Source organism: Pseudonocardia sp. ICBG162, assembly GCF_020496225.1.
In the GTDB taxonomy this organism is placed as follows: Bacteria; Actinomycetota; Actinomycetes; order Mycobacteriales; family Pseudonocardiaceae; genus Pseudonocardia; species Pseudonocardia alni.
Genome location: NZ_JAHLJD010000031.1, coordinates 318,235 through 342,913 on the forward strand (window position 1 = coordinate 318,235; position 24,679 = coordinate 342,913).

Genomic DNA, 24,679 nt, shown 5'->3' on the forward strand with positions numbered 1-24,679 from the left:
GAGACTGTGACGATGGCCTCCCCCGGTCCGCAGACGGACTTCCTCGAACCCCCCACCGGCGCGCGGAAGATCCGCTCGATCGGGCCGGGCCTGCTCGCCGCGGCGACCGGCGTCGGCGCGGGCGACCTCGTCGCGACGATGGTGGCGGGGGCGTCGTTCGGGACGGTGCTGCTGTGGGCCGCCGTCGTCGGGACCCTGGTCAAGCTCGCGCTCGGCGAGGCCGTCGGACGCTGGCACCTCGGCTCCGGCGCGACCATGCTCGACGGCTGGCGGCGGCTGGGCTACTGGGCGACCGGCTTCTTCGGCGTCTACATCGTGGTGTGGGGCTTCGTCTACGGCGCCACCGCGATGTCGGCGGTCGGGCTGCCGCTGAACGCGCTGTTCGGCGGGCTGCCGGTCGGCGGGTGGGCGGCGATCGCGGGCGTCGTCGGGCTGGCGCTGGTGTGGGTGCAGCGCTACCACGCGTTCGAGAAGTTCATGACGGTGCTCGTGCTGATCAAGTTCGCGACGGTCGTGTTCGTCGCGATCCTGGTCGGCCCGGACCTGCCCGCGCTGGCGAACGGCCTCGTCCCGCGGCTGCCCGAGGGGTCCACGGTCTACGTGCTCGGCCTGATCGGCGGCGTCGGCGGGACGATCACCATGGCCGCCTACGGCTACTGGCTGTTCGCGAAGGGCTGGAAGGGCCCGAAGTGGCTGTCGATGATGCGGCTGGACAACGCGACCGGCTACATCATGACCGGCATCTTCGTGGTCTCGATGCTCGTCGTCGGGTCCACGATCCTGCTCGGGGAGAACCTCACCGAGTCCGACAGCGGGCTGCTCACCCTCGCCGACCGGCTCGGTGCCCTCTACGGGGAGCCGGTGCGGATCCTGTTCCTCGTCGGCTTCCTGTCGGTCACCTTCACCTCGCTGCTCGGCGTGTGGAACGGCGTGTCGCTGCTGTTCACCGACTGGGTGCGGGCGATCCGGCTGCCGCACGGGAAGAAGGCCGCGATCGGGCCGGACGAGGTCGACGCGGTGGTACCCGGCGAGGAACCGGGCACCGAGGCCGGGGACCGCGGCGACGGGCCCGGGCGGGCCGGGGCCTACGAGGCCGCCCGCGCCGAGCGCTCGCTACCCTTCCGCGGGTACCTGCTGTGGCTGACGTTCCCGCCGATGGCCCTGCTGCTGATCGGGCGGCCGTTCGCGCTGACCCTGGTCTACGGGGTGCTGGGCTCGTTCTTCATGCCGTTCCTGGCGGTGACGCTGCTCCTGCTGCTGAACACCTCGATGGTGGCCCGCGAGGCGCGCTCGCGCTGGCTGTCCAACGCGGTCCTGGGGATCTCGTCGGTGCTGTTCGCGGTCCTGCTGGTCACCGACGTGTACTCGCGCCTGACCTGACCGGGGCGGGCACGTCAGGACAGGGCGACCGACGGGATGTCGGTCCGGGCGAAGTCGTCGCCGACGAACAGCAGCGGCTCCCCGCTCGCGAGGGCCAGTGCCGCGGAGAAGCAGTCGCCGTAGTTCAGGCCGGCGGGGTGGCGCCCCTTGCCGTAGCGGCGCCACACCGACCGCGCCAGCTCGGCGTGCCGCTCGCCGACGTCGACGGTCCGGACCTGCGCACGGTGCAGCAGGATGTCGAGCTCCCGGCCGGCCGCGTCACCGCGACGCGACTCCACGACCATCGCCGCCTCCAGGACCGTCGCCGCCGACACGAGCCGGACCGGGTCCGCCTCGATCGCCCGGGCGAGCGCCGGGCGCGGGGGCTCGTCGAAGAGGATCGCCACCAGGGCGGACGTGTCGATCACCATCAGGTGGGGAGCCCGTCGTCGTCGTACCCGAGGACCTCCTCCGACGTCCGTCGGTCGAGCTCGGGCAGCGCGGCCGAACGGCGGGCGATCGCGTCGATCTCCTCGGCGAGACCGACCGACGCGCCGCGCCCCCGGATGCGTTCCAGCCGCTCACGGACCGCGACAGCCACGGCCTGGGTGATCGACTCCCCGGTCTCGGACGCGAGCTCACGGGCAAGCCGGTCCGCCTCGGCGTCCTTGATGTTCAACACCGGTAAAGAATACTCCTGATCATAAAGATTCAGGAGACCTCGACCCGGTCCCCGAGGCGCAGAGTGCCGGTGTGCTCGACGCGGGCGTAGAGCCCCGCGCAGGGCAGCACCCCGAAGCCCTCGACCTCGACGCGGTTGCGGTCGGCCGGACCGCGCAGCGCGTGCGGGGCGCGGGGCAGGTCGCCGTGCTCCAGCGTCGGCACGGAACAGCGCGGGGTCGGCAGGGTCGGGACCAGTACGACGTCGCCGAGGGTGAGCCGGCGCCCGAGCCAGCCGTTCTCCACGAACGGCTCGGTGCCCGGCGGCGTCGCGACGACGACGTTGGGCCGGTAACGCAGCGCCTCGACGCCGAGCGCGTCCAGCGTCGCGGTGGTGATCAGGTGCACCGGCGAGTGGTCGACGAACCGCCCGCCGGGAGCGCCCTGGGCGATCTCCAGGGTCGGCGCGTCGACCTCCGCGTCCAGGCCGTGGGCGAGGACGTCCTCGGGGTCCGGCCGCTCGACGACGGCGCCGTCGGCCCGCTGCTGGGCGACGACCACGGGCCGGCCGAGCAGCTCGGCGAGCGGCCCGGCGGCCTGCCCGGCGTCGACGGTGCGGCCGTCGGGCAGCGTGACCCGCACGTCGTCGCCGACGCCCGCGGAGGTGCACGTCAGCAGGCGTCGCCAGTGCCGGGGCTGCTTGGCCGTCGCGACCCGGCCGGTGTCCGGGTCGGTCAGGGCGAGCGCCCGGTCGCCGACGACGCCGTGCGTGTCGAGCTCGAGGGCGGCGAGGTCCTCCCCCAGCATCGACTTCACGGGGTAGCGGTGCAGGGACAGGACCTCGCCGGTCATCAGAGCAGGCCCTGTGCGGTCAGCCAGTTCTTCGCCACGGTGTCGACCGACGGCTTGTCCGGCGCGGCCGCGGCCTCGTTCAGGCCGAGCAGCTCCTGCGTGGTGAGCTTCGCCGAGACCGCGTTCAGGATCTCGGTGACCTGCGGGGTCGCCTTCTCCTTGTTGATCAGCGGCACGACGTTCTGCGCGGCGAAGTTGTTCTTCGGGTCGGTGAGGACCACGAAGTCGTTCTCCGGGATCGCCGCGTCGGTGGTGAACAGGTCCGCGGCCTGCACGTCGCCGTTCTTCAGCGCCGCGACGGTCAGCGGGCCGCCGGCGTCGAGCGAGCGGTAGGACTTGAACGAGCAGTTGTAGGTCTTCTGGATGCCGGGGATGCCGTCGGGACGGGTCTGGAACTCCGGCGGGCCGCCGAACACGAGCTCACCGCAGCGCGACGCGATGTCGGCGATGGAGGTCGCGTTCAGCCGCTGCGCGGTCTCCTTCGTGACGACGACGGCGTCCTTGTCCTCGGCCTCGGCCCGGTTCAGGACGGTCAGGGTGGGCGCCGCCTTCTCCAGCGTCGACTGCAGCGCGGTGTAGACCTCGTCCGGCTGGGTCTGCGCGGCGCTCTTGTCGAGGTACTGCAGCAGCGTGCCGCTGTAGTCCGGGATCAGGTCGATCGAGCCGTCCTTGAGCGCCGGCACGTAGGCCTCACGGGACCCGATCGGCGGCCGGGTCTCGACCGTGACGCCCTTGGCCTGCAGCGCCTGGGCGAACACCGAGGACAGGATCTGGCTCTCGGTGAAGTTCGCGGCGCCGACGACGACGGTGCTCTGGTCGCTGCTGCCGGACTGCCCGCCCCCGGCGAGGGGGTCGGAGCCCCCACCGCAGGCGGTCAGCGCGAACGCGGCGGTCACCGTCGCGGCGACGGCGGTCAGCAGACGGGTGCGTCTCATGGTGGGTGTCCTCTCGGGGACGTGCGGGGTGGGTCAGGCCGCTTCGCGGACGGGTTCGGGACGGGTGGGCACCACGCGCAGCCGGCGCGGCGCGGTCCGGCCGGTGGCCTGCAGGCCGGGCGAGACGATCAGCTTCTGCAGCCCGCCCAGGAGCAGGTCGGCGACGATCGCGAGCAGGGCGACCAGGATCGAGCCACCGATCATCATGCCGAAGTCGCGCTGGCCGAGGCCGTCGATGATGAACCGGCCGAGCCCGCCGAGCGAGACGTAGGCGGCGATGGTCGCGGTCGCGATGACCTGCAGGGTCGCGCTGCGCAGCCCGCCGATGATCAGCGGCAGCGCGTTGGGGAGCTCGACCTTCCACAGCACCTCGGGCCCGCGCATGCCCATCCCGGTGGCGGCGTCGACGACGGCCGGGTCGACGTTGCGGATGCCGGCGTAGGTGCCGGCGAGCACCGCGGGCACCGCCAGCACGATGAGGGTGATGATCGGGCCGATCAGCGACAGCCCGACCAGCGTGGTGATCAGCACCAGCAGGCCCAGGGTGGGCAGGGCGCGCAGCCCGTTCGCCAGGCCGACGACGAGGAAGCCGCCGCGGCCGGTGTGCCCGATCCAGGCGCCCAGGGGCACCGCGATCAGCACCGCGACCAGCAGGGTCAGGGCGGTGTAGCCGAGGTGTTCGGCGAGCCGGGCGAGGATGCCGGTCGGCCCCTCCCAGTTCGCGCCGTCGAACAGCCAGCCGAAGTAGGTCATGCCCCCGCCTTCCCGGTACGGGCCCGCTGCCAGGGGGTGAGCAGCCTGCCGCCGAGCAGCAGGGCCGAGTCGACGACGAGCGCGAGCAGCAGCACCAGCACGATGCCGGAGACGATCTGGGCGTCGTTGCTGCGGTTGAAGCCCTCGGTGAACAGCAGGCCGAGCCCGCCGAAGCCGATCACCGCACCCACCGTGACCAGGCTGATCGTGGACACCGCGGCGACCCGCAGGCCGGCCACGATCACCGGCACGGCGAGCGGCAGCTCGACGCCGACGAAACGCCGGACCGGGGTGTAGCCCATCGCGTTCGCGGCGTCGACGACGTGGCCCGGCACCGCGGACAGCGCGTCGGACACGGTCCGCACGAGCAACGCGACGGTGTAGACCGTCAGCGCGACGATCACGTTGACCGGATCGAGGATCTGGGTGCCGAGCAGCGGCGGCATGAACACGAACAGCGCCAGCGACGGGACCGTGTAGAGCAGGCCGGCGGCGTTGGTCATGATCGTGCGCAGCGTCGCGTTGCGGTTGGCGACCCAGCCCAGCGGGATCGCGAACACCAGCCCGAGCAGCACCGGGATCAGGGCGTACACGACGTGCTCGGCGAGCGCGTCGAGCACGGAGTCGAGGTTGTCGAACACCCAGGTCACGGCGGCCTCAGGCGGCGTTGTGCGAGTCGCGGGCCGCGGGCAGCGCCTCGAGCACCGAGTCGGCGGTGACCGAGCCGGCGACCCGGCCGTCGGCGTCGACGGCGACACCCTGACCGGACGGTGAGGACAGCGCCGCGTCGAGCGCGCCGCGCAGCGAGCCCGACTCGACGGCGTAGAGCGACCCGCCCGGGACGATGGCCTCCTCGGTCACCCGGCCCTCACCGGCCTCGACCCAGCCCAGCGGCCGGGCGGAGCCGTCGACGACGACCGACCAGCCGTCGTCGGGGAGGGGGTCGCCGACCGAGAGCACCGGCAGCGACCCGATCGGGATGGTGTCCGAGGACAGGAAGCCCAGGCCCCGGTAGCCGCGGTCGCGGCCGACGAAGTTGTCGACGAAACCGTCGACCGGGCGGGACAGCAGCACGCCCGGCTCGTCGTACTGGGCGAGCTTGCCGCCGACCCGGAACACCGCGACCTTGTCGCCGAGCTTGATGGCCTCGTCGATGTCGTGGGTGACGAACACGATGGTCTTGCCGAGCTCGGACTGCAGCCGCAGCAGCTCCTCCTGCAGGCTCTCCCGGACGATCGGGTCCACCGCGGAGAACGGCTCGTCCATCAGCAGCACGGGCGGGTCGGCGGCGAGCGCGCGGGCCACGCCGACGCGCTGCTGCTGGCCGCCGGACAGCTGCGCCGGGTAGCGCTTGGCCATCGAGGTGTCGAGGCCGACGATCTCCATCAGCTCCATCGCCCGGTCCCGCGCGGCCTTCTTGCTGCTCCCGACGAGCATCGGCACGGTCGCGATGTTGTCGACGATCGTGCGGTGCGGGAACAGCCCGGCCTGCTGGATGACGTAGCCGATGCCCCGGCGCAGCTCGGCCGGGTCGGCGGACAGCACGTCGCGCCCGTCGACGCGCAGCTCGCCGCCGGTCGGCTCGATCATTCTGTTGATCATGCGGAGGGAGGTCGTCTTGCCGCAGCCGGACGGGCCCACGAAGACCGTGATCCGCCCCTGCTCGGCGACGAGGTCGAGCTCGTCGACCGCGACCGTCCCGTCCGGGAAGCGCTTCGTGACGCCCCGGAACTCGATCATCGGCGGTTCCCCCTGCCGTCGCGCGGGACCCCTGCTCCCCGCTTGGTCGCAGCACACTAACCCGGTCGTGCGCGACGGGCGAGCGGTCGGCCGCAGGTCACCGGCACCCCGTCGCGCTTGACCTGCAGTCCGGTTCAGCACCGACGCTGCGGACATGACCCTGACCACTGCACTGGGCCCGCTCGGCGTCGCCACCGGACCCGCTCCCGCCGACGCCGCGGCCCTGGAGGACGCCGGTGCCCGCACCCTGTGGCTCGCCGGGGGCGCGATCGACCGGCTCGACCGGCTGACCGCGCTGCTCGACGGCACCCGGGCCGCCGCCGTCGTCCCGGGGATCGTGCCGACCGGGCTGTACCCGGCGGCGGCCGTCGCCGCGGTGCACGCCGACGCGGCCCGCCGTCACCCCGGCCGCTACCTGACCGGACTGGGGGCGCCCCAGCAGCCGCGGGCGCTGGACGCGCTGCACCGCCACCTCGACGAGCTCGACGCACTCGGGCTGCCCGCGTCGGAGCGGCTGCTGGCCGCGCTCGGACCGCGCAAGCTCGACCTCGCCCGCACCCGCTGCGCCGGGGCGGTGACGCTGCTGGTCACCCCCGAGCACACCGCGCGGGCGCGGGCGGCGCTGGGCCCGGACCGGCTGCTCGCGGTGATGCTGCCGACCGTCCTCGGGACCGACCGGACCGGCCTGCGCGAGCTGGCCGGGTTCCTGCTCGGCGTGCCCGGCTACCGCGCCGCCGTCCGCGGGCTGGGGTTCGCCGAGGCCGAGGTCGACGCCCGCGCCGACCGGCTGCTCGACGCCGTCTCCGCCCGCGGCGGCGTCGAGGACATCGCCGCCCGGGTCGCCGAGCACCGGGCCGCGGGCGCCGACCACGTGGTGCTCAGCCCGGTCGGGGATACGACGGCCGGCGCGGCGTTGCTGCAGGCCCTGCGGTAGGCGCTCTGCCGTGCGGCCGGTGCGCCGCGGCGCAACAGTGGGGCCATGCCGAAGGAGCCCACGCGTCTGCCGCGTCCCGAGCTGGACCTCGACCCGGACCACCCGCACGTCGCGGACTGGTTCCACTACGCCGACCTGCTCACCGACGCCGAGCGCGCCGACCTGCGCCGGGTGCGGGAGTTCCTGCGCGCCGAGGTCGCCCCCGTCGTGCTGGAGGCCTGGGACCGCGCCGAGTTCCCGATGCAGCTGGTCAAGGGCTTCGCGGGCCTCGACCTCGCGGGGGCGGGCTACGCCGACCCGCCGGCGTCGCGGCTGTTCCTGGGGTTCCTGCACGCGGAGATCTCCCGGGTCGACCCGTCGGTCAACAGCTTCTACGGCGTCCACACGGGCCTCGCGATGGGCTCGATCCACGCCGGCGGCACCCCCGAGCAGCGCGAGCGCTGGCTGCCCGCGATGGCCCGGATGGACTCGATCGGCGCGTTCGGGCTGACCGAGCCGCACGGCGGGTCCGACGTGGCCGGTGGCATGGAGACCACCGCCACCCGCGACGGCGACGAGTGGGTCCTCGACGGCGAGAAGCGCTGGATCGGCAACGCCACCTTCGCCGATCTGGTCATCGTGTGGGCCCGGGACACCGACCCGGACGCCGACGGCGCGGTGCGCGGTTTCGTCGTGCCCTCGCCGTCGGCGGGCATGACGGTCACGAAGATCGAGGGCAAGCAATCGCTGCGGATCGTGCAGAACGCCGACATCCTGCTCGACCAGGTCCGGGTGCCGGAGTCGCACCGGCTCTCCGGCGGCTCGGGCACCTTCCGCGACGCCGGACTGGTCCTACAGCGCACCCGGGCCAACGCCGCCTGGGGCGCGGTCGGGGTGCAGATGGCCGCCTACGAGCTGGCGCTGTCCTACGCCGCCCAGCGGGAGCAGTTCGGCCGCCCGATCGGCGGGTTCCAGCTGATGCAGGACCTGCTGGTGCGGATGCTCGGCAACGTGAGCGCCTCGCTGGGGATGGCGGTGCGCAACGCCCAGCTGCTCGACTCCGGGCGCGGGTCGGACGCGCACTCGTCGCTGGTGAAGGAGTTCTGCGCGACCCGGATGCGGGAGACCGTCGCGCTCGGGCGTCAGCTCGTCGGCGGCAACGGGGTGGTGCTGGAGAACCGGATCGCGAAGTACTTCGCCGACGCCGAGGCGATGTTCTCCTTCGAGGGCACCCGGGAGATGAACACGCTGATCGTCGGGAAGGCGATCACCGGGCAGAGCGCGTTCGTGCGGTGACGACGGCGGTCGCGCCCGCGGTGGGCGGGCGCGACCGGCTCACCAGGCGCCCGGGGTCCCGTCGGGCGGGGTCGCGCTCGTCGCCGGGGTGGGCAGGCCGCCGCCGCGCAGCACGCGGTGCAGGTCGTCGGGGCGCAGCGAGCGGGCGAACAGCCAGCCCTGGAACGCGTCGACCCCGAGCCCGCGCAGGACGTGGAACTGCTCGGCGGTCTCGACGCCCTCGGCGACGGTCTTGCGGCCCATCGCGCGCGCGACCTCGACGACGGCGCGGGCGAGCGCGAAGTCGGCCGGGTCGGTGCCGACGCCGGTGACGAAGGCGCGGTCGACCTTGACCGTCTGCGCCGGGAGCTCCTTGAGCCGGGCCAGCGACGAGTAGCCGGTGCCGAAGTCGTCGACGGCGAAGCGGACGCCGCGGTGCACGAGCTCGCTCATCGCGTCCAGCGCGGGGCGCGGCAGCGCGACCAGGCTGGTCTCGACGAGCTCGAGCACCAGCTGGTTCCACGGCAGCCCGGCGCCCTCGACGATCGCGGTGACGTCGGCAAGGAACGACGGGTCGGCCGGCAGCAGCCCGGCCAGGTTCACCGCGACGGCGACGGCCTGCCCGGCACGGGGCCAGGTCGCGGCCTCGGTGGCCGCGGTGCGCAGCACCCACAGGTCCAGGTCGCGCTGCAGGCCGCCGCGCTGGGCGACCGGCAGGAACTCGCCGGGCGAGACCTCGCCGTGCACCGGGTGCGACCAGCGCAGCAGCGCCTCGGCGGACAGCACGGTGCCGTCCGGCGCGACGACCGGCTGGTACTCCAGGCGCAGCGCGTCGCCCTCGATCGCGGCGCGCAGCTCGGCCTCCAGCTCCAGCTGGCGGCGCGCCGGGGCGACGGCGCCCCGGTCGGCGACGGCGACCGTGCCGCGTCCGCGCTGCTTGGCCTCGCGCACCGCGACCTCGGCCGAGCGCAGCAGGTCGTCGCCGCGGGGGCCGCGGGCGTCGGCCTGCGGGCCGGCCACGGCGGCGTCCCGCCCGGCGACGCCGACCGAGGCGGTCAGCGTGATCGGCCTGCCGGCCACGGTGACGTCGCCGCGCAGCAGCCCGGCGACGACGGCGGCGAGCGCCTGCGGTCCGCCGACCTCGTCGACGTCGGCGCAGACCACCGCGAACTCGTCGGCCGACAGCCGCCCGGCCGTGCAGTGGTACGGCAGCTCGCGCTGCAGCCGCCCGGCCAGCTCGACGAGCAGGGTGTCGCCGGCGTCGTGGCCGAGACCGGTGTTGACGCGGGCGAAGTCGTCGACGTCGCCGCAGACCACGGCGACCCGGTCGGCGTCCGGCCCGGCCAGCAGCCGGTCGGCGAGCTCCAGCAGCCCGGCCCGGTTGGGCAGCCGGGTCAGCGGGTCGACGGTGTCGGCCTCGCGCAGCACGTCGGCGGCGCGGCGGCGCTCCCCCACGTCGGTGACGACGAGCAGCCAGAACGGGCGGCCGTCGTCGGAGGGGGCGGCGTTGACCACGACCTCGCAGTCGACCCGGGTCCCGTCGGCGCGCAGCAGCGGCAGCGACTCGATCCGGTAGGTCGGCTCGGGGTGCGACGGGTCGCGCAGCCAGTCCGGCAGGCCGCCGCGGCCGTCGGACTGGGGCTCGGCGGACAGGCTGCGTGCCGGGACGCCGCGCAGGGTCTCCAGGTCGGCGTCGAGCAGCTGGCACAGCGCCGGGTTGGCGTCGACGATCCGGCCGCGGCCGTCGAGCATCGCGACGCCGGTGGTGATGGTGGCGACGAGGTCGGCGAACCGCTGCCCGGAGCGCTGCGCGCGGGACTCGGCCCGGCGCCGGTCGGACACGTCCTGCACGGTCCCGATCAGGCGCAGCGGGGCACCGCCGGGTGTGCGGTCGATCCGGGTGCGGCACGACAGCACCGCGCCGCCCTCGGGGCGGATCTCCGAGCTGTGCGCGGTGGTGGGCTCCGGCGCGGCGTCCGGGCCGCGGCGCAGCAGCCGGCAGACCCGCTCGACCTGCTCGCCCTCGATGGGGCCGTCGGGGCCGTCGGGGCGCACGCCGAGCGCGCGGTAGAGCTCGACGAGCCCCTCGCTGCGGGTCAGCGTCCCGGCCTGCAGGTCGAAGGTCCAGGTGCCGGAGCGGGTGGCGCGCTCGAGGTCGAGCGCGGGGGCCTCGTCCGACGGCGCGGGCGCGGCGTCGGGGAACGGGGTGAGCAGCACGACGGTGCGGTCACCCGGCTGGTTCCAGCGGACGACCTTGACCCGGGCCAGGCGGCGGTCGGCACGGACCAGGCGGGCGTCGGAGTCCGGGCCGACGAGCAGCTGCGGGAGCCGCATGCCGGTCGGGTCGGCGGAGCCGGCGAGGCGGCGGAGCGCGGCGTTGGTGTGGACGACGACGCCCCCGGCGTCGCAGACCATCGCGGGCGAGGGCGGGAGCTGCACCGCGGAGTGGTCGGCACCGTCGGCACCCGTGGCCCCGGACCCGGTGGTCCCCGGGCCGGGGGACGCCTCGGCGACCGACGGGGCCGGGCCGGCCGGGCGCGGCGCACCGGGGAGGCGGCGGGCGCTGCCGAACGGCGGCTCCCCGAAGCCCGCGCCGGAGATCTCGGCGTCCGGTGCGGCGGCGAGGTTCAGGGCCTCCGCACGGTCGAGGAGCGGCTCGTCGTCGGGTCCGGGCCGGGCGCGGCCCGCCGGGGTGCCACCGGGACCGGCGAAGGCCCGGGCGAGGTCACCGGCGAGACCGGGGTCCCGGTCCCTGTCGCGGCGGGCACCCGGTGCCTGCTCCGCGCGTCCACCGGCCGGGTCCCCGACCGATGCACCCGGACGGTGTCCCGCCCGCGATTCCTGCTCCGACACGCCCGCCTCCGTTCCGTTCGGCAGCTCCGTGGGGAACAACGAGCCACCGTGCCGGGCGATCCGGGCGGGTAGACCGATCGAGCCACCCGATACAGCGAGTGATGAGACCGTTCGGCCCAACACCGTTGCTCCGCCCGTCACTCACGGGTGGTGACAGGTAGTCGCCGGAGGGTGAAGGGTGTGACGTGCTCGGCGAGCGGTGGCAACCGATCCGACCGTGTGTGTTCGACCGCTCACAGCGAGCCGTGCCGTTCGGCGCAGACCCCGGTTGCACACGTTTCGTAACCGGGGTTATGGTCGTTCGTCAGCCTGCGGTCACGCCGGCGTCGCCCGCGGCGCGGGCCACCGCCGCGGCGACGGCCGGGGCCACCCGCGGGTCGAACGGGCCGGGCACGATCTTCTGCGGGGACAGCTCGTCGGCGACGACGTCGGCGATGGCGCGGGCCGCCGCGACCTTCATGTCGTCGGTGATGCGGCGGGCGTGCGCGTCCAGCGCGCCGCGGAAGATCCCCGGGAAGGCCAGCACGTTGTTGATCTGGTTCGGGAAGTCGCTGCGGCCGGTCGCGACGATCGCGGCGTGCCGGGCCGCGACGTCCGGGTGCACCTCGGGGTCGGGGTTGGACAGTGCGAAGACCATGCACTCCGGGGCCATCGTGGCCAACAGCTCCTCGGGCAGCGTGGCGCTGGAGAGCCCGACGAACACGTCCGCACCGGCCAGGGCCTCGGCGATCCCGCCGGTGACAGAGCGCGGGTTGGTGACGGCGGCCAGCGCGGCCTTCTCCCCGCCGCGGCCGGCGTCGACGACCCCGCGCGAGTCGAGCAGCACGACGTCCGAGGCGCCCGCGGTCAGCAGGATGCGTGCGCAGGCGATGCCCGCCGCACCGGCCCCGGAGATCACGATGCGCAGGTCCGACAGCGAGCGGCCCTGCACCCGGCAGGCACCGTCGAGGGCGGCGAGCAGCACGACGGCGGTGCCGTGCTGGTCGTCGTGCATGACCGGGCAGTCGAGCGCCTCGACCAGGCGGCGCTCCAGCTCGAAGCAGCGCGGCGCGGCGACGTCCTCGAGGTTGACCGCGCCGAAGGTCGGGCGCAGCCGGACCAGGGTCTCCACGATCTCGTCGACGTCGGTGGTGTCGAGGACCAGCGGGATCGAGTCGAGCCCGGCGAAGGACTTGAACAGCGCCGACTTGCCCTCCATCACCGGCAGCGACGCGCGCGGCCCGATGTCGCCGAGGCCGAGCACCGCGGTGCCGTCGCTGACGACGGCGACCAGCCGGTGCGCCCAGGTGTAGCGGGCGGCGAGCGAGGCGTCGTCGGCGATGGCGCGGCAGACGTCCGCGACGCCGGGGGTGTAGGCGATCGACAGGTCGCGCTCGTCGGCCAGCGGCGCGGTCAGGCCGGTCGCGAGCTTGCCGCCCTCGTGCGCGCCGAACACCTCGTGCCGGTCGGGGGCGGAACGGGTGGTCGGGTCCTGGGCGAGCGTCATGGGAAGACTCCACGGGTGGTGCGGTACGAGAGCGGCGCACGGACGCGCCTGCCGTTGCACCGGGCGTCGCGGGTTGACGTCGACCTGCTCGCGGTGCCGGACGGCCATCCCGCGCGCTGCGCCGGGATAGGGGCGCCGAGCCGGGACGAGCTGTCGGATCTGGCGGCGAGTCTAACCGGGTGGACGCCGGGAACCGGTCACCCGGCGCGTCCGGAGTGGCCACCCGCACAGGACGGGCGTACGGATCACCGCACGCCCGTCCCGGGAGCCGTGTGCCCGGGTCAGCGCAGCGGCGCCGGGGTGAGGTCGGGCAGCGGGAGCGCGGGCAGCGACGGGCCGCTGGGCAACTCGGTCAGCGGCAGCACACCCGGCGTGAACGGGACCCGGCCGGGGACGACCTCCAGGGCGCCGACCTCGCCGTAGCGCTCGGCGTAGGCCAGTGCCCGGGCGATGTCGGTGACCCCGTTGGTGTTGGTCGGCAGCATCAGGCTCGACAGCAGCCCGAACGCCCGGCCGCGCGCGTCGAGGTAGCCCGAGCCCGAGTCGCCCGGCACCCCCGGCGGTGTGGTGGAGACGACGTGCGTGCGCGGCCCCTCCGGCTGCCCGAGGCTCAGGCCCTGCTTGTACGGCGTCGCCACGAGCTGGTTGGGCTGGAAGCTGTAGACCTTCTCCCCCTGCTCGGTGCCGTCCGTGTCGAGCCCGGTCGGGCCGCCGAAGCCCGGGACCGTCGGGTCGGCGACGGCGACGGCCGCCGGGCTCAGCTGGATCAGCGAGAGGTCGTTGTAGAGGCACAGCTGCGGGTCGGTCTCGCCGCGGTCCTGCATGACCGCCCAGGAGTTGTAGGCGACCCGTCCGGTGTAGTTCTTCCCGTCGCGGCCGCGGATGCCGACCTCGATGCCCTCCGGCATGACCGGCTCGCGGCAGCCGTCCACCGAGGACATCGCGTCCTCGCCCGCCATGCAGTGCGCGGCCGCGCCCAGGTAGAGCGCCCCGGCCGGGGCGGCCTGGTGCTCGGCGCCACGGCCGCCGGGCTCGTCGCGGTGCCCGTCCTGCCCGGCGGCCGGGGTGTAGAGGAAGTTGGCGGTGCACAGCTCGGCGCCGCCGGTGACCGGGGTGGCGATCTGCACGCCCGGGCCGATCGCCCCGGCCTGCACCGCCGGGGCGGACGGGGCGGCCACGGCGGTGCCCGCGGCGGCGGGCACGGTGAGCGCGGCGGTGACCGCGAGGCCGGCCGCGGCGGCGATCCCGGCGATGCGCCGCCGCGCGGGGCGGCGGGAGAACTGCGACGACATGACGCTCCTCGGCTCGTGGTCCGCCACGGATCCCATCCGATCCGGCCACCCTGCGGGTACGGCGCGCCCGGCGGACTGCCCGGTCGGGTCCGGATCCGACCCGACCGGGTGACCTGATCACCGCGAGCGTCCCGCAGCGTCCGCGACTAGCGTCGCCGCCCGTGAGCACCGACGCCGATCCGGACGGACGGATCCTCCTGCTGCGCCACGGCGAGACCGAGTGGTCGCGCACCGGCAAGCACACCGGCCGCACCGACGTCCCGCTGACCGACGAGGGCCGGGCCGCCGCCCGCCGGGTGCGCGACGCGCTGGCCCTGGTCCGCCACGACGCCCCGCCCGCCCGGGTGCTGTGTTCCCCGCGCACGCGCGCGAGGGACACCGCCGAGCTGGCCGGGCTGCGCGTGGACGCGGTCGACGACCGGCTCGCCGAATGGGACTACGGCGACAACGAGGGCTGGACCACGCCGCAGATCCGCGAGTCCCTGCCGGGCTGGACGATCTGGGACGGGCCGTGGCCCGGCGGCGAGACCCCCGGCGACGTCGCCGCGCGCGCCGACGCCGTGCTCGCCGACGCACGCGCCCTGCTCGGCGGCGGCGACGTCGTGCTCGTGGGGCACGGCCACTTCTCCCGGGTCCTGACGGCGCGCTGGATCGGGTTGCCCGCGAGTGGCGGTGTGCACTTCCGCATGGACCCGGCCGGGGTCAGCGTGCTGGGGTTCGAGCGCGGGGTCCCCCGCCTCGACCACGTCAACCAGCGCCCCACCCCCGCGGAGGACCAGTGAGCGTCCTTACGGCCACCCCCGACGACGTGCCGGTCATGGTCCGGCTCGTGCACGAGCTGGCCGACTACGAGAAGGCCGCGCACGAGTGCGGGCTGACCGAGGACCAGCTGCACGCCGCGCTGTTCGGCCCGGACCCGTCGGCCGGGGCCTTCGTGGCCACCGGCGACGACGGCGCGGTCGTCGGCACGGCCATCTGGTTCCGGACCTTCTCCACCTGGGAGGGCGTCGCCGGGATCCACCTGGAGGACCTCTACGTCACCCCCGGCGCCCGCGGCGACGGGCACGGTGCGGCCCTGCTCGCGGAGCTGGCCGCCGAGGTGGCCCGGCGCGGCTGGAAGCGCCTGGAGTGGAACGTGCTGGACTGGAACACCCCGGCCATCGGCTTCTACCGCTCCGTCGGCGCGGTGCCGAACGAGGGGTGGACCACCTACCGGCTCACCGGCGACCCGCTCGTCGCGCTGGCCGGGCGGCGGACCGGCGGGGCGGCCGGCCGCTAGTCCTCGGGGTACTCGTCGCCCATCGACCAGCGCCGGGACTGCTCGCTGATCAGCATCAGGAACGTGAACAGCACGAACAGCCCGCAGACGATGCCCCACACCAGCTGGCGGCTGGGGCCCAGCGCGTAGTAGATGGCCGGGAACAGCAGCAGCTGCACGACGATCGCCGGGGTGCGGCAGCCGTGCAGCCCGCGGACCAGCCCGTAGCCGACACCAGCCACGGCGGCCGCCAGGAGCACGAACATCCCGGCCTCGGCGAGTCCGTAGTAGAGGCGGGCGCCGCCGGCCTCCAGGGCACGCACGCCGAGCACGACCGCGAGGACGGCGCCGACGAGCCCCTCGGCCGCGACGAGCACCCCCGCCACCCGCACGTTCTCCGGCGGTCGCTCCCGCGTCACGGGGCGGTCGTCGCGGTCATCGGCCACCCACCGAGGATAGGCCGCCCGCCACGACCGCCACCGCCGGGCGGCCGACGGACCGGCCGGTGCGCGGTCGATACAGTCGCCCCGTGCGCGCGCTGCTCGTGGTCAACCCTCAGGCCACGTCCACCACCGCCGCCGGCCGGGACGTGCTGACCAAGGCCCTGGCCAGCGAGCTGAAGCTCGACGTCCTGCAGACCCGCTACCGGGGCCACGCGGCGGAGGCGACCGCGGCGGCCGTGGCGGACGGCGTCGAGCTCGTCGTCGCGCTCGGGGGCGACGGGACGGTCAACGAGGTCGTCAACGGGCTGCTGGCCGCGCAGACCGGCTCGGGCAGCGGCGCCCCGCGGCCGGACCCGGACGCCACCGCGATCCTCGCGGTGGTCCCCGGCGGCTCGGCGAACGTGTTCGCCCGCGCCCTGGACATGCCGCGCGACCCGGTCGAGGCGACCGGGCACGTGCTCACCGCGCTGGCCCGGCGACGACGACGGCTGGTCGGCCTCGGCTGGGCCGACGACCGCTGGTTCACCTTCAACGCCGGCATGGGCTGGGACGCCGAGGTGGTGGCCGCGGTCGAGCGCGCCCGCGCGCAGGGACACGAGGCCAGCCCCGGCCGCTACGCGGTGACCGCGATCGCCCAGTACCTCGCGCAGCTGCGCCGTCCGCCGTCGATGACGGTGGAGCTCCCCGACGCGGCGCCGCTGACCGGGGTGCGGCTGGCGTTCGTCTCCAACACCGACCCGTGGACCTTCCTGTCCGGCCGCGCGGTGCGGACCAACCCCCGCTCGTCGTTCGGCAGCGGGCTGGGGCTGTTCGCGCTCACCGGGCTGAGCCCGCGGACGATCGCCTCGACCCTGCGCCAGATCCTGGCCGCCGACGGCGACCCGCACGGGCGGCACATCGTCCGGCACGACGCCGTCGGCCGGGTGCGGATCACTTCGGAACAGCCTCTCGCTCTCCAGCTCGACGGCGACCACCTCGGAATGCGCACCGATGTGGAATTCCTCAGCGTGCCCGGAGCGTTACGCGTCGTCGTGTGAGACGGACGGTTCGTCGCGCATCGTGCGGGCGCTCTCACACGCCGGAGTGAGCAACCGCGCCATTCACCGATGTGAGCGGACCGTCGGTCCCGTTGGGGCTTACACCAGGCCAAACCCGTGATCCAAGGTGGTCCCTACGCAAGCGAGGCCACGAGCAACGCCGCTCGTGGAGGTTCCGTCCCACCGGGCCGGACCCCTCACTCAGAGGGTGTCCGGGTCGACATCGTTTTCGGGTGGCCGATTCCGGGTGGGACAGGGACACTGGATCGTGGAACCGGCCCAGGGCGGCTCGAAGTCCCGGGCACTGGTCTGTCTGCGTGCGTTCCCTATGAGGGCGCTCACGCATCCCGCGAGCAGTTTCCCATTGAGGACCGCGGTGGCTCGTGAAAGTATTCACAAGCTGCGAAACACGCACGTAACACCAAGCGCACAGACGATCGGCGCGACCCCGATCGCGCACCAGAGGAGAAAGTGATCATGGACTGGCGTCACGACGCGATCTGCCGCGACGAGGACCCGGAGCTGTTCTTCCCGGTCGGCACCAGCGGCCCTGCCCTGATGCAGATCGCGGAGGCCAAGAGCGTGTGCCGGCGTTGCCCGGTCACCGAGTCGTGCCTGCAGTGGGCTCTCGAGTCCGGCCAGGACGCGGGTGTCTGGGGCGGCATGAGCGAGGACGAGCGGCGCGCCCTGAAGCGGCGCAGCACCCGTCCGCGCGCCCGCACCGCGTAGGCAGCCCCGCCCGGGCACTCGCCCGGAATGCGGCAGGAACGGCTGTCCCGGACAGCAGCTCCGAACAGTAGAACAAGTAGCTCCCCGACCTCGGGCCCGTAGCCGGACGCCACCGGCCACGGGCCCGAGGTGCGTTCGGGGTGATCTGCCACCCCGGTGTGAGGGTCGACCACGGTGCCGGCGCGACCACGGCACCGGGATCAACGGTCACGGGACGAGCGTATCCGGTGCCCTCCGGGCCCCCGTCCACGCCCCGGGTCACCGGGAGTGACCGGGATCGGTCACCCGCCGCACCGCAGCGACCGCCTGGGGACGACAGGCGGCGGACCCGTTGCCCCGCCGCCCCTCCCAGCGCGGGGTTCAGGAGCCGCCGAGCGGTACCCGGACCACCGCCACCGTGCCGCCGCCCTCCCGGGCCCGCACCTCGATCGTCGCCTCCAGCTCGGAGGTCAGCAGGGTCCGCACGATCTGCAGACCCAGCCCCTTGGACCTCTCGAAGTCGAAGTCGACCGGCATGCCGTGGCCGTCGTCGGCCACCGACACCTCCAGCCGGCTCGCCGAGCGCACCGGGCTGACGACCACCTCCCCCGCCGTGCCGGGGTCGTAGGCGTGCGCCAGCGCGTTGTGGGTCAGCTCGGCCAGGACCAGCACCAGCGGGGTGGCCTTCGCCGCGGGCAGCGCCCCGAACCCGGAGTCGACCCGCACCCGGGCACGGGACTCGGTCGTCGCACCGTCGCGGATGGCGGGCAGCACCTTCGGCAGCAGCTCGTCGAGCTCGACGACCTCGGCGACGGAGTAGGCCAGCGCCTCGTGCACCAGCGCGATCGAGGTGACCCGGCGGACCGACTCCTCCAGCGCCCGGCCCGCCTCCGGGTTCTCGCTGCGCCGGGCCTGCATGCGCAGCAGCGCCGCGACCGTCTGCAGGTTGTTCTTCACCCGGTGGTGGATCTCCCGGATGGTGGCGTCCTTGCTCATCAGCGCCGCGTCCCGGCGACGCAGGTCGGTCACGTCGCGGACCAGGACCAGCGCGCCCGCCGCGTCGCCGCGGGGGCGCAGCGGCAGCGCGCGCACGAGCATCGTCGCCCGGCGGCCCTTGATCTCCATCCGGGTGGACGGGGCACCGTCGAGGGCCTCGTTGATCCGGCCGGCGACGTCCTTCGCGTCGAACGGGTCCAGCACGAGCGCCTTGGTGACCGTCGCGAGGTCGGCCCCGGCGACGTCGCTGGCGTGGCCCATGCGGTGGTACGCCGACAGCGCGTTCGGGCTGGCGTAGGCCACGTTGCCGTGCACGTCGAGGCGGACCAGGCCGTCCCCGGCGCGCGGGCTGCCCTCGGCCGAGCCGGGCGGACCGGACTGCGGCGGGAACGTCCCGTCGACGATCATCTGGCACAGGTCCGAGGCGCTGCCGAGGTAGGCGATCTCCAGCGGGCTCGGGACGCGCGGGGTGGACAGGTTGGTGTCCCGGGACAGCACCGCCACCGTGCGGCCCTTGAAGCGCACCGGGATGGTCTCCCGGCGCACCGGCACCTCCAGGTGCCAGCGCGGGTCGTCGTCGCGGCAGATCCGGCCCTCCAGCACCGCCCGGCGCAGCTGGCCGACCTCCACCGGCACCGCCCGGCGGCCGACGACGTCGTCCGGGTGGGCGGTCGGTGCGGTGGTCGGCCGGGCCTGGGCGACGCACAGGAACTGCGCGGTCGCCGCCCGGGAGGCACCGCCGGTCCCCGCGTGGAGGTCGTCCAGCGGCACCCACAGCAGGAAGTCGGCGAAGGACATGTCGGCCAACAACTGCCACTCACCGACCACGCGCTGGAGGTGATCGGCGGTCTCGCCGTCCATCGTCGTGTGCTCGGCGAGCAGCTCGCTCAGCGTGGTCACGATCGCCCATCCCACCACATGCGAGAATCGCGCGTACCAAGCTCCCGCGGCAACGCCGCGGAACCGTGACCCGGACGGGAAGGAGGGTCGAGATGTCCAAGCGTGCACGCAAGCGCCGTGACCGCGCCAAGAAGGGCGCCAACCACGGCAAGAAGCCGAACTGCTGAGTTCGGCGACACCGATGCGAGAGGGCGGGCACCCCGGTGGGGTGCCCGCCCTCTCGCATGTGTCGCCGGAGCGGCGGTGCCGGTCAGCCGCCGGAGCGGCGGTACTCGGTGCGCTGGTGCGACACCGAGACGCTGGTGCCGTCCGGGCCGCTCTCCACGGTCACCTGGGCCTGCTCGAGCACCGCGGAGCGGATCTGCGACCGCAGCCGGTCCTTGAGCCCGGCCGGGGCCGCCTCGCCGCCGCACTTGCGGGCCAGCAGCGCCTTCAGCTTCTCGTCGATGCCGTACTCGGCCAGGCAGGGCGCGCACTCGTCCAGGTGCTGCTGGAGCAGGCGTCGCCGCTCCTGGTCGCACTCGTGGTCGAGGAACAGCCACACCTCGGCCAGCACCTCGGTGCAGCCGGTGTTCGCGGGCGGGTCCTGGATCATCGGGTTGCGCTCGAGCGGTGCGCCCGAGCCCTCGGCGGCGCTCACGATGCCGTCACCTCCCGGTCCCCGGTCGCGCCGGCGGCCCCGTCGCGGACGAATCCGCGCTCGCGGGCGACGTCGGTCAGCATGTCGCGCAGCTGGCGCCGGCCGCGGTGCAGCCGCGACATCACGGTGCCGATCGGGGTGCCCATGATCTCGGCGATCTCCTTGTAGGCGAACCCCTCGACGTCGGCGAGGTAGACCGCCATGCGGAAGTCCTCCGGCAGGCCCTGCAGGGCCTCCTTGACGTCGCTGTCGGGCAGCGCGTCGAGGGCCTCCACCTCGGCCGAGCGCAGACCGGTCGAGCTGTGCTCACCGGCCTGTGCCAACTGGTAGTCGGTGATCTCGTCGGTCGGCGACTGCAGGGGCTGACGCTGCCGCTTGCGGTAGCCGTTGATGTAGGTGTTGGTCAGGATCCGGTACAGCCACGCCTTGAGGTTGGTGCCGCGGCGGAACGACCCGAACGCCGAGTACGCCTTCAGGAAGGTCTCCTGCACCAGGTCCTCGGCGTCGGCCGGGTTCCGGGTCATGCGCAGCGCCGCGCCGTAGAGCTGGTCGAGCAGCGGCATCGCGTCGCGCTCGAAGCGGGCCGTGCGGTCGGAGACGCTCTCGTCCTCGGGCGCACGGTTGCCGTCGGCGTCGGCCACACCGACCAGGGCGGCGAGCTCCGCGGGATCGGTCCCTGCCGCGCCCGTCTCCGGCTGGTCCGGCTGATCCGGCTGTACTGACAAAGGTTCCCTCTCCAGTGACACGAGTCGCGCACCGGTGCGGGTCACCGGCACGGCGGACGCGTCGGAGGGTACGCGCCCCGGCCGCTCACGGCCGTCCGGCGGCGCGGCCCCGGGCCTCTCCATCACTGATGTCGTCACGCCCGGAACAACGGTGCGGCGCCGGACGGCATTCCCGTAGGTTCCCCGTCGCCCCCGGGTCGGCCCCGGGGCGGGAACGGGAGGACGAGGACGATGGCGGGCAGGGGCACCCCGGCGACGGCACTGCTGAGCAGGCGGGGGGTGGCGCACGAGCTGCACACCTACACCCACCACGACGGCGCCGGCTACGGCGAGGAGGCCGCCGCCGTCATGGGGCAGGACCCGCGCCGGGTGTTCAAGACCCTCGTCGCGCTCGTCGACGGGGCCATGACGGTCGGGATCGTGCCGGTGTCGGCCCAGCTGGACCTCAAGGCGCTGGCCGCCGCCGCGGGCGGGAAGAAGGCCGTCATGGCCGACGTCGCCGACGCCGAGCGGACCACCGGCTACGTCGCGGGCGGCATCTCCCCGCTGGGCCAGCGCAAGCGGCTGCCGACCGTCCTGGACGCCTCGGCCCACGAGCACCCGACGGTGTTCTGCTCCGGGGGCAGGCGCGGCCTGGAGATCGAGCTCGCCCCGGCGGACCTGGTGGCGCTCACCGGCGCCCTCGTCGCACCGATCGCAACCGGCTGACCGCAGAGGGTCACCCGGACGGGTCCGATCCGGGCTCCGCGCCAGTAAGGTCGATCACCGACGGCAGCAGGACGCCGTCGCCACCGATCGAGACGAGCTACGGGGAGCACGCGTGGACCGACCGGCATGGGCGCCCGACGAAGTGGACATGACCAGCCCGAGCGTGGCCCGGGTCTACGACTACTACCTGGGCGGGTCGCACAACTTCGAGGCCGACCGGGCCTTCGCCGACCGGGTGCTCGACGCGCTGCCCGAGATGGCGGCCGTCGCGCAAGCCAACCGGGCGTTCCTGCGCCGGGCCGTGCACCAGCTCTGCGCGCACGGGATCCGCCAGTTCCTCGACCTCGGGTCGGGCATCCCGACCGTCGGCAACGTGCACGAGGTCGCGGCGACCGCCCGCGACGACGCCCGGGTGCTCTACGTCGACAACGACCCGATCGCCGTCGCGCACAGCCGCGCGCTGCTCGACGGCGACCCGTCGACGGCCGTCCTCGCCGCCGACCTGACCGACCCGCGCCGGGTCCTCGACGACCCGCTGACCCGCACCCACCTCGACCTCTCCCGGCCGGTGGCGGTGCTGCTGGTCTCCGTGCTGCACTTCGTCCCGGACGAGGCGGACCCGGCCGGGATCATCGCCGCCTACGCCGGCGCCGCGGCCCCCGGCAGCCATGTGGTCGTCAGCCACGCGAGTGACGAGGGTGGCCTCTCCGGTGCGAGCCGGGCCCAGAACCTCTACAACAGGGACAGGTCCCCGCACCGGATGCGGATGCGCGACACCGAGGAGGTCGCGGCGCTGTTGGGCGACCTGGAGCTGGTGGAGCCCGGAGTCGTGCGGATCCCGCTCTGGCGTCCGGAGTCCCCGGTGGGCCCCGAGGCGCAGCGTTACCCCGGGCTCGCCGCCGTCGCCCGGCACGCCGGGCGGCCCGGGATCTGATCATCGGAGGGAGAGCCGTCGTGGCGAAGCCCGTCCCCGTCCTGCCCGGTGGGCAGGGGCCGGGGCCGTCGGCGCTGGCCGACGCCTGGGTCGGCGCCATCGAGGCCCGCGGCTTCGTCTCCGCCGCCCGAGCCGACCTGTACGCGGTGCTGTCCGGGGCGGCCTGGTGGTTCACCGCCGTCGTCGAGGGGCGGGCGGAGGAGGCGATCGCCGAGGAGGTCGGCGCCGAGCTGGTCGCCGCGCACCTCACCGACCCCGCCGCCCTGCGCTGCTCGATCGACGTGCTGGCCGCGCACTTCGCCGGGCGCACCCTCGACCCGGAACGGTTCCGCCGCTGGAGCGCGGCGGTCGGGGCGCTGTCGACCGGGTACGCCCGGATGCTGCGCGACCGCACCCGGCTGGAGCAGGAGCGGATCAGCTCCGCCGCGTTCGCGGCGCGTGCCGCCGCCGAGGACGCCCGCTGGCGCTCCGAGGCGCGCTACGGGGTGGTCTTCGAGAGCTCCGTGCTCGGCATCAGCGTCGCCGACACCGAGGGTCGCATCCTGGAGGCCAACCGCACGCTGACCGCCCTGCTGGGCTACCGGCCGGGCGATCTCGTGGGCCGCTCGGTGTTCGAGTTCATCCACCCCGAGGACACCCCGGAGATGTGGCCGCAGATCGAGGCCATGCTCGCCGGGCGGGTCGGGCACGTCCGGATGGAGAAGTCCTACTTCCGGGCCGACGGCGACCAGGTGTGGACCGAGCTGACCGTCTCGCTGGTCCGCTCCCCCGACGGCGAGCCCCGCTACCTCGTCGCGATGGTCTCCGACGTCACCGAGCGGCGCCGCCTGCAGTCGCGGCTGCGCCACCAGGCCGAGCACGACCCGCTCACCGGGCTGCCGAACCGCTCGCTGTTCTTCACCCGGCTCGAGACCGCGCTCTCCGGCCCGTACGGCTCCCCCGCCCCGGTGGGGGTCTGCTATCTCGACCTCGACGGGTTCAAGGCCGTCAACGACACCCTCGGACACGACGCGGGCGACCAGCTCCTGCGCACCGTCGCGCACCGCCTCGACGCCGAGCTCCGCCCGGCCGGGCACACCATCGCCCGGATGGGCGGCGACGAGTTCGTGGTGCTCGTGGAGCGGTGCACCGGCGTGGAGCAGCTGACCGCGGTCGCCGAGCAGGCGCTGGCGGTCGTCCGGCGGCCGGTGCGCGTGCGCGGCCGGGAGGTCGTCGTCTCGGCCAGCATCGGGATCGTCGCCCGCCCGTTCCGCGACCCCGCGGGCACCCCCATCGGCGAGGACGTCACCGGACCGGCGGGCGCCGCCGAGCTGATGCAGGCCGCGGACACGACCATGTACTGGGCCAAGCGCGACGGCCGGGACCGCATCGCGGTCTTCGACCCGGCCCGGCACGCGAACGACGTGCACCTGTTCGAGCTGGCCGGCCGGATGCCGGGCGCGCTGGACCGCGGCGAGTTCCACCTGGAGTACCAGCCGCTGGTGGCGCTCGGCGACGGCACCGTCGTCGGGGTGGAGGCGCTCGCCCGCTGGCGCACCGCCGACGGCGAGCGGCTCGGCCCGGACGTGTTCATCCCACTGGCCGAGCAGACCGGCCTGATCGTGCCGCTGGGGCTGCACCTGCTGGAGCGGGCCTGCACCGACGCCCGGTCCTGGGTGGACGCGGGCGCCGACGCGGGGCTCGTGCTCAGCGTGAACGTGGCGGGCCAGCAGCTGCGCAGGCCCGACGCCGTCAGCCGCATCGCCGACGTGCTGGAGCGGACCGGGTGGCCGGCGTCGTCGCTGCAGCTGGAGCTGACCGAGAGCGACCTCATGTCCGCCGCCGGGCGCCCGGTGCAGGCGCTGGAGGAGCTCTCGCAGCTCGGGGTGCGGATCGCCATCGACGACTTCGGCACCGGCTACTCCAACCTCGTCTACCTGCACCGGCTGCCGGTGGACGTGCTCAAGCTGGCCGGGTCGTTCGTCACCGGGCAGGGCGGCCCCTGCCCGGGCGACGACGGCGTCCCGCACGACGTCGACAGCCCGGTGATCCTCTCGGCGATGATCGAGCTGGCCCACACCCTGGGACTGACCGTCGTCGCGGAGTCGGTGGAGACCGGGTGGCAGGCGCGCCGGCTGCACGACCTGGGCTGCGACATCGGCCAGGGCTGGCACCTGGGGTCGCCGCGGTCCGCGGCGGAGACGGCCGGACTGCTGGTCGGGGCCTGCTAGGG

Annotated in this window: 25 protein-coding genes; 11 read left to right on the forward strand and 14 right to left on the reverse strand. The window is 74.4% G+C overall.

All coding sequences use genetic code 11. The annotated features are described in order from the left end of the window. The first annotated feature begins 12 nt into the window (after positions 1 to 12). Positions 13 to 1,380 carry an Nramp family divalent metal transporter gene (locus KPL60_RS26230; protein ID WP_226367513.1) on the forward strand — a complete coding sequence of 456 codons (1,368 nt, stop codon included), beginning with the start codon at positions 13 to 15 and terminating at the stop codon, positions 1,378 to 1,380. 14 nt (positions 1,381 to 1,394) lie between these two features. On the opposite strand, the gene KPL60_RS26235 is transcribed toward KPL60_RS26230, so the two are convergent. From KPL60_RS26235 to KPL60_RS26265, 7 genes are read right to left on the reverse strand one after another with little or no spacing between them, the layout of a single operon-like run. Beyond that, positions 1,395 to 1,790: a type II toxin-antitoxin system VapC family toxin gene (locus tag KPL60_RS26235; RefSeq protein WP_226350005.1), complete on the reverse strand. Its 396-nt coding sequence runs from the start codon at positions 1,788 to 1,790 to the stop codon at positions 1,395 to 1,397. Next, the gene (locus KPL60_RS26240) at positions 1,790 to 2,041 is read right to left on the reverse strand and encodes a type II toxin-antitoxin system VapB family antitoxin (protein WP_226350004.1); all 252 of its coding nucleotides are present in this window, start codon (positions 2,039 to 2,041) and stop codon (positions 1,790 to 1,792) included. Before KPL60_RS26240 ends, KPL60_RS26235 begins: the two co-directional genes overlap by 1 nt. Before the next feature lie 29 nt (positions 2,042 to 2,070). Beyond that, positions 2,071 to 2,871: an MOSC domain-containing protein gene (locus KPL60_RS26245; RefSeq protein ID WP_226350003.1), complete on the reverse strand. Its 801-nt coding sequence runs from the start codon at positions 2,869 to 2,871 to the stop codon at positions 2,071 to 2,073. After that, positions 2,871 to 3,806, reverse strand: a complete 936-nt coding sequence (locus KPL60_RS26250; RefSeq protein WP_226350002.1) for an ABC transporter substrate-binding protein — start codon at positions 3,804 to 3,806, stop codon at positions 2,871 to 2,873. Before KPL60_RS26250 ends, KPL60_RS26245 begins: the two co-directional genes overlap by 1 nt. Before the next feature lie 33 nt (positions 3,807 to 3,839). Then, positions 3,840 to 4,559 carry an ABC transporter permease gene (locus tag KPL60_RS26255; RefSeq protein WP_226350001.1) on the reverse strand — a complete coding sequence of 240 codons (720 nt, stop codon included), beginning with the start codon at positions 4,557 to 4,559 and terminating at the stop codon, positions 3,840 to 3,842. Then, on the reverse strand, positions 4,556 to 5,209 hold the full coding sequence (locus tag KPL60_RS26260) for an ABC transporter permease (RefSeq protein WP_073578561.1): 654 nt from the start codon (positions 5,207 to 5,209) through the stop codon (positions 4,556 to 4,558). The genes KPL60_RS26255 and KPL60_RS26260 overlap by 4 nt, the downstream gene beginning before the upstream one ends. A gap of 7 nt (positions 5,210 to 5,216) precedes the next feature. Beyond that, a complete protein-coding gene (locus KPL60_RS26265; protein ID WP_226350000.1) occupies positions 5,217 to 6,299 on the reverse strand; it encodes an ABC transporter ATP-binding protein in 1,083 nt (360 codons plus the stop codon). A 154-nt stretch (positions 6,300 to 6,453) separates the two neighbouring features. Between KPL60_RS26265 and KPL60_RS26270 the strand changes: the two genes are divergently transcribed. After that, positions 6,454 to 7,233, forward strand: coding sequence for an LLM class F420-dependent oxidoreductase (locus KPL60_RS26270; RefSeq protein ID WP_226349999.1), 780 nt, complete (start codon positions 6,454 to 6,456; stop codon positions 7,231 to 7,233). Between the two features lie 45 nt (positions 7,234 to 7,278). Further along, complete coding sequence (locus KPL60_RS26275) at positions 7,279 to 8,508, forward strand: acyl-CoA dehydrogenase family protein (protein WP_226367514.1); 1,230 nt, start codon at positions 7,279 to 7,281, stop codon at positions 8,506 to 8,508. 39 nt (positions 8,509 to 8,547) lie between these two features. Here KPL60_RS26275 and KPL60_RS26280 read toward each other — a convergent pair whose 3' ends face one another. The 3 genes from KPL60_RS26280 to KPL60_RS26290 form a co-directional block, all read right to left on the reverse strand. Continuing rightward, positions 8,548 to 11,340, reverse strand: coding sequence for a bifunctional diguanylate cyclase/phosphodiesterase (locus KPL60_RS26280; RefSeq protein WP_226367515.1), 2,793 nt, complete (start codon positions 11,338 to 11,340; stop codon positions 8,548 to 8,550). Positions 11,341 to 11,644: 304 nt separating this feature from the next. Further along, positions 11,645 to 12,826 (reverse strand): NADP-dependent malic enzyme, encoded by a 1,182-nt coding sequence (locus tag KPL60_RS26285; protein ID WP_226367516.1) that lies wholly within the window; start codon positions 12,824 to 12,826, stop codon positions 11,645 to 11,647. A gap of 281 nt (positions 12,827 to 13,107) precedes the next feature. Next, positions 13,108 to 14,118, reverse strand: coding sequence for a serine protease (locus KPL60_RS26290; RefSeq protein WP_226367517.1), 1,011 nt, complete (start codon positions 14,116 to 14,118; stop codon positions 13,108 to 13,110). Between the two features lie 161 nt (positions 14,119 to 14,279). Here KPL60_RS26290 and KPL60_RS26295 point away from each other — a divergent pair, with 161 nt between their 5' ends. Together KPL60_RS26295 and KPL60_RS26300 are read left to right on the forward strand one after the other, a co-directional pair. Next, positions 14,280 to 14,900 carry a histidine phosphatase family protein gene (locus KPL60_RS26295; RefSeq protein ID WP_226367518.1) on the forward strand — a complete coding sequence of 207 codons (621 nt, stop codon included), beginning with the start codon at positions 14,280 to 14,282 and terminating at the stop codon, positions 14,898 to 14,900. Continuing rightward, positions 14,897 to 15,397 (forward strand): N-acetyltransferase family protein, encoded by a 501-nt coding sequence (locus tag KPL60_RS26300; protein ID WP_374228758.1) that lies wholly within the window; start codon positions 14,897 to 14,899, stop codon positions 15,395 to 15,397. The genes KPL60_RS26295 and KPL60_RS26300 overlap by 4 nt, the downstream gene beginning before the upstream one ends. Here the strand turns inward: KPL60_RS26300 and KPL60_RS26305 are convergent. Further along, positions 15,394 to 15,822: a hypothetical protein gene (locus KPL60_RS26305; RefSeq protein ID WP_226367519.1), complete on the reverse strand. Its 429-nt coding sequence runs from the start codon at positions 15,820 to 15,822 to the stop codon at positions 15,394 to 15,396. The two genes, KPL60_RS26300 and KPL60_RS26305, sit on opposite strands and share 4 nt — an antisense overlap. An 83-nt stretch (positions 15,823 to 15,905) precedes the next feature. Here KPL60_RS26305 and KPL60_RS26310 point away from each other — a divergent pair, with 83 nt between their 5' ends. Both KPL60_RS26310 and KPL60_RS26315 read left to right on the forward strand, forming a co-directional pair. Further along, positions 15,906 to 16,856, forward strand: a complete 951-nt coding sequence (locus KPL60_RS26310) for a diacylglycerol kinase family protein (RefSeq protein WP_226367520.1) — start codon at positions 15,906 to 15,908, stop codon at positions 16,854 to 16,856. Positions 16,857 to 17,333: 477 nt separating this feature from the next. After that, positions 17,334 to 17,585 carry a WhiB family transcriptional regulator gene (locus tag KPL60_RS26315; protein ID WP_043277332.1) on the forward strand — a complete coding sequence of 84 codons (252 nt, stop codon included), beginning with the start codon at positions 17,334 to 17,336 and terminating at the stop codon, positions 17,583 to 17,585. Positions 17,586 to 17,945: 360 nt separating this feature from the next. Here KPL60_RS26315 and KPL60_RS26320 read toward each other — a convergent pair whose 3' ends face one another. Continuing rightward, a complete protein-coding gene (locus tag KPL60_RS26320) occupies positions 17,946 to 19,460 on the reverse strand; it encodes a sensor histidine kinase (protein WP_226349992.1) in 1,515 nt (504 codons plus the stop codon). A 92-nt stretch (positions 19,461 to 19,552) separates the two neighbouring features. Here KPL60_RS26320 and KPL60_RS35245 point away from each other — a divergent pair, with 92 nt between their 5' ends. Beyond that, the gene (locus KPL60_RS35245; RefSeq protein ID WP_369804880.1) at positions 19,553 to 19,627 is read left to right on the forward strand and encodes a 50S ribosomal protein bL37; all 75 of its coding nucleotides are present in this window, start codon (positions 19,553 to 19,555) and stop codon (positions 19,625 to 19,627) included. A gap of 83 nt (positions 19,628 to 19,710) precedes the next feature. On the opposite strand, the gene rsrA is transcribed toward KPL60_RS35245, so the two are convergent. Next, positions 19,711 to 20,055: a mycothiol system anti-sigma-R factor gene (gene rsrA / locus KPL60_RS26325; RefSeq protein WP_062403708.1), complete on the reverse strand. Its 345-nt coding sequence runs from the start codon at positions 20,053 to 20,055 to the stop codon at positions 19,711 to 19,713. Between the two features lie 41 nt (positions 20,056 to 20,096). Beyond that, entirely contained in the window at positions 20,097 to 20,741 is a 645-nt protein-coding gene (locus KPL60_RS26330) for a sigma-70 family RNA polymerase sigma factor (RefSeq protein WP_062403710.1), read from the reverse strand. 315 nt (positions 20,742 to 21,056) lie between these two features. Here KPL60_RS26330 and ybaK point away from each other — a divergent pair, with 315 nt between their 5' ends. From ybaK to KPL60_RS26345, 3 genes are all read left to right on the forward strand, one after another. Further along, positions 21,057 to 21,533, forward strand: coding sequence for a Cys-tRNA(Pro) deacylase (gene ybaK / locus KPL60_RS26335; protein ID WP_226367521.1), 477 nt, complete (start codon positions 21,057 to 21,059; stop codon positions 21,531 to 21,533). Between the two features lie 112 nt (positions 21,534 to 21,645). After that, positions 21,646 to 22,467: an SAM-dependent methyltransferase gene (locus tag KPL60_RS26340; RefSeq protein WP_226349990.1), complete on the forward strand. Its 822-nt coding sequence runs from the start codon at positions 21,646 to 21,648 to the stop codon at positions 22,465 to 22,467. 20 nt (positions 22,468 to 22,487) lie between these two features. Continuing rightward, a complete protein-coding gene (locus KPL60_RS26345; protein WP_226367522.1) occupies positions 22,488 to 24,677 on the forward strand; it encodes a bifunctional diguanylate cyclase/phosphodiesterase in 2,190 nt (729 codons plus the stop codon). Positions 24,678 to 24,679: the final 2 nt, after the last annotated feature.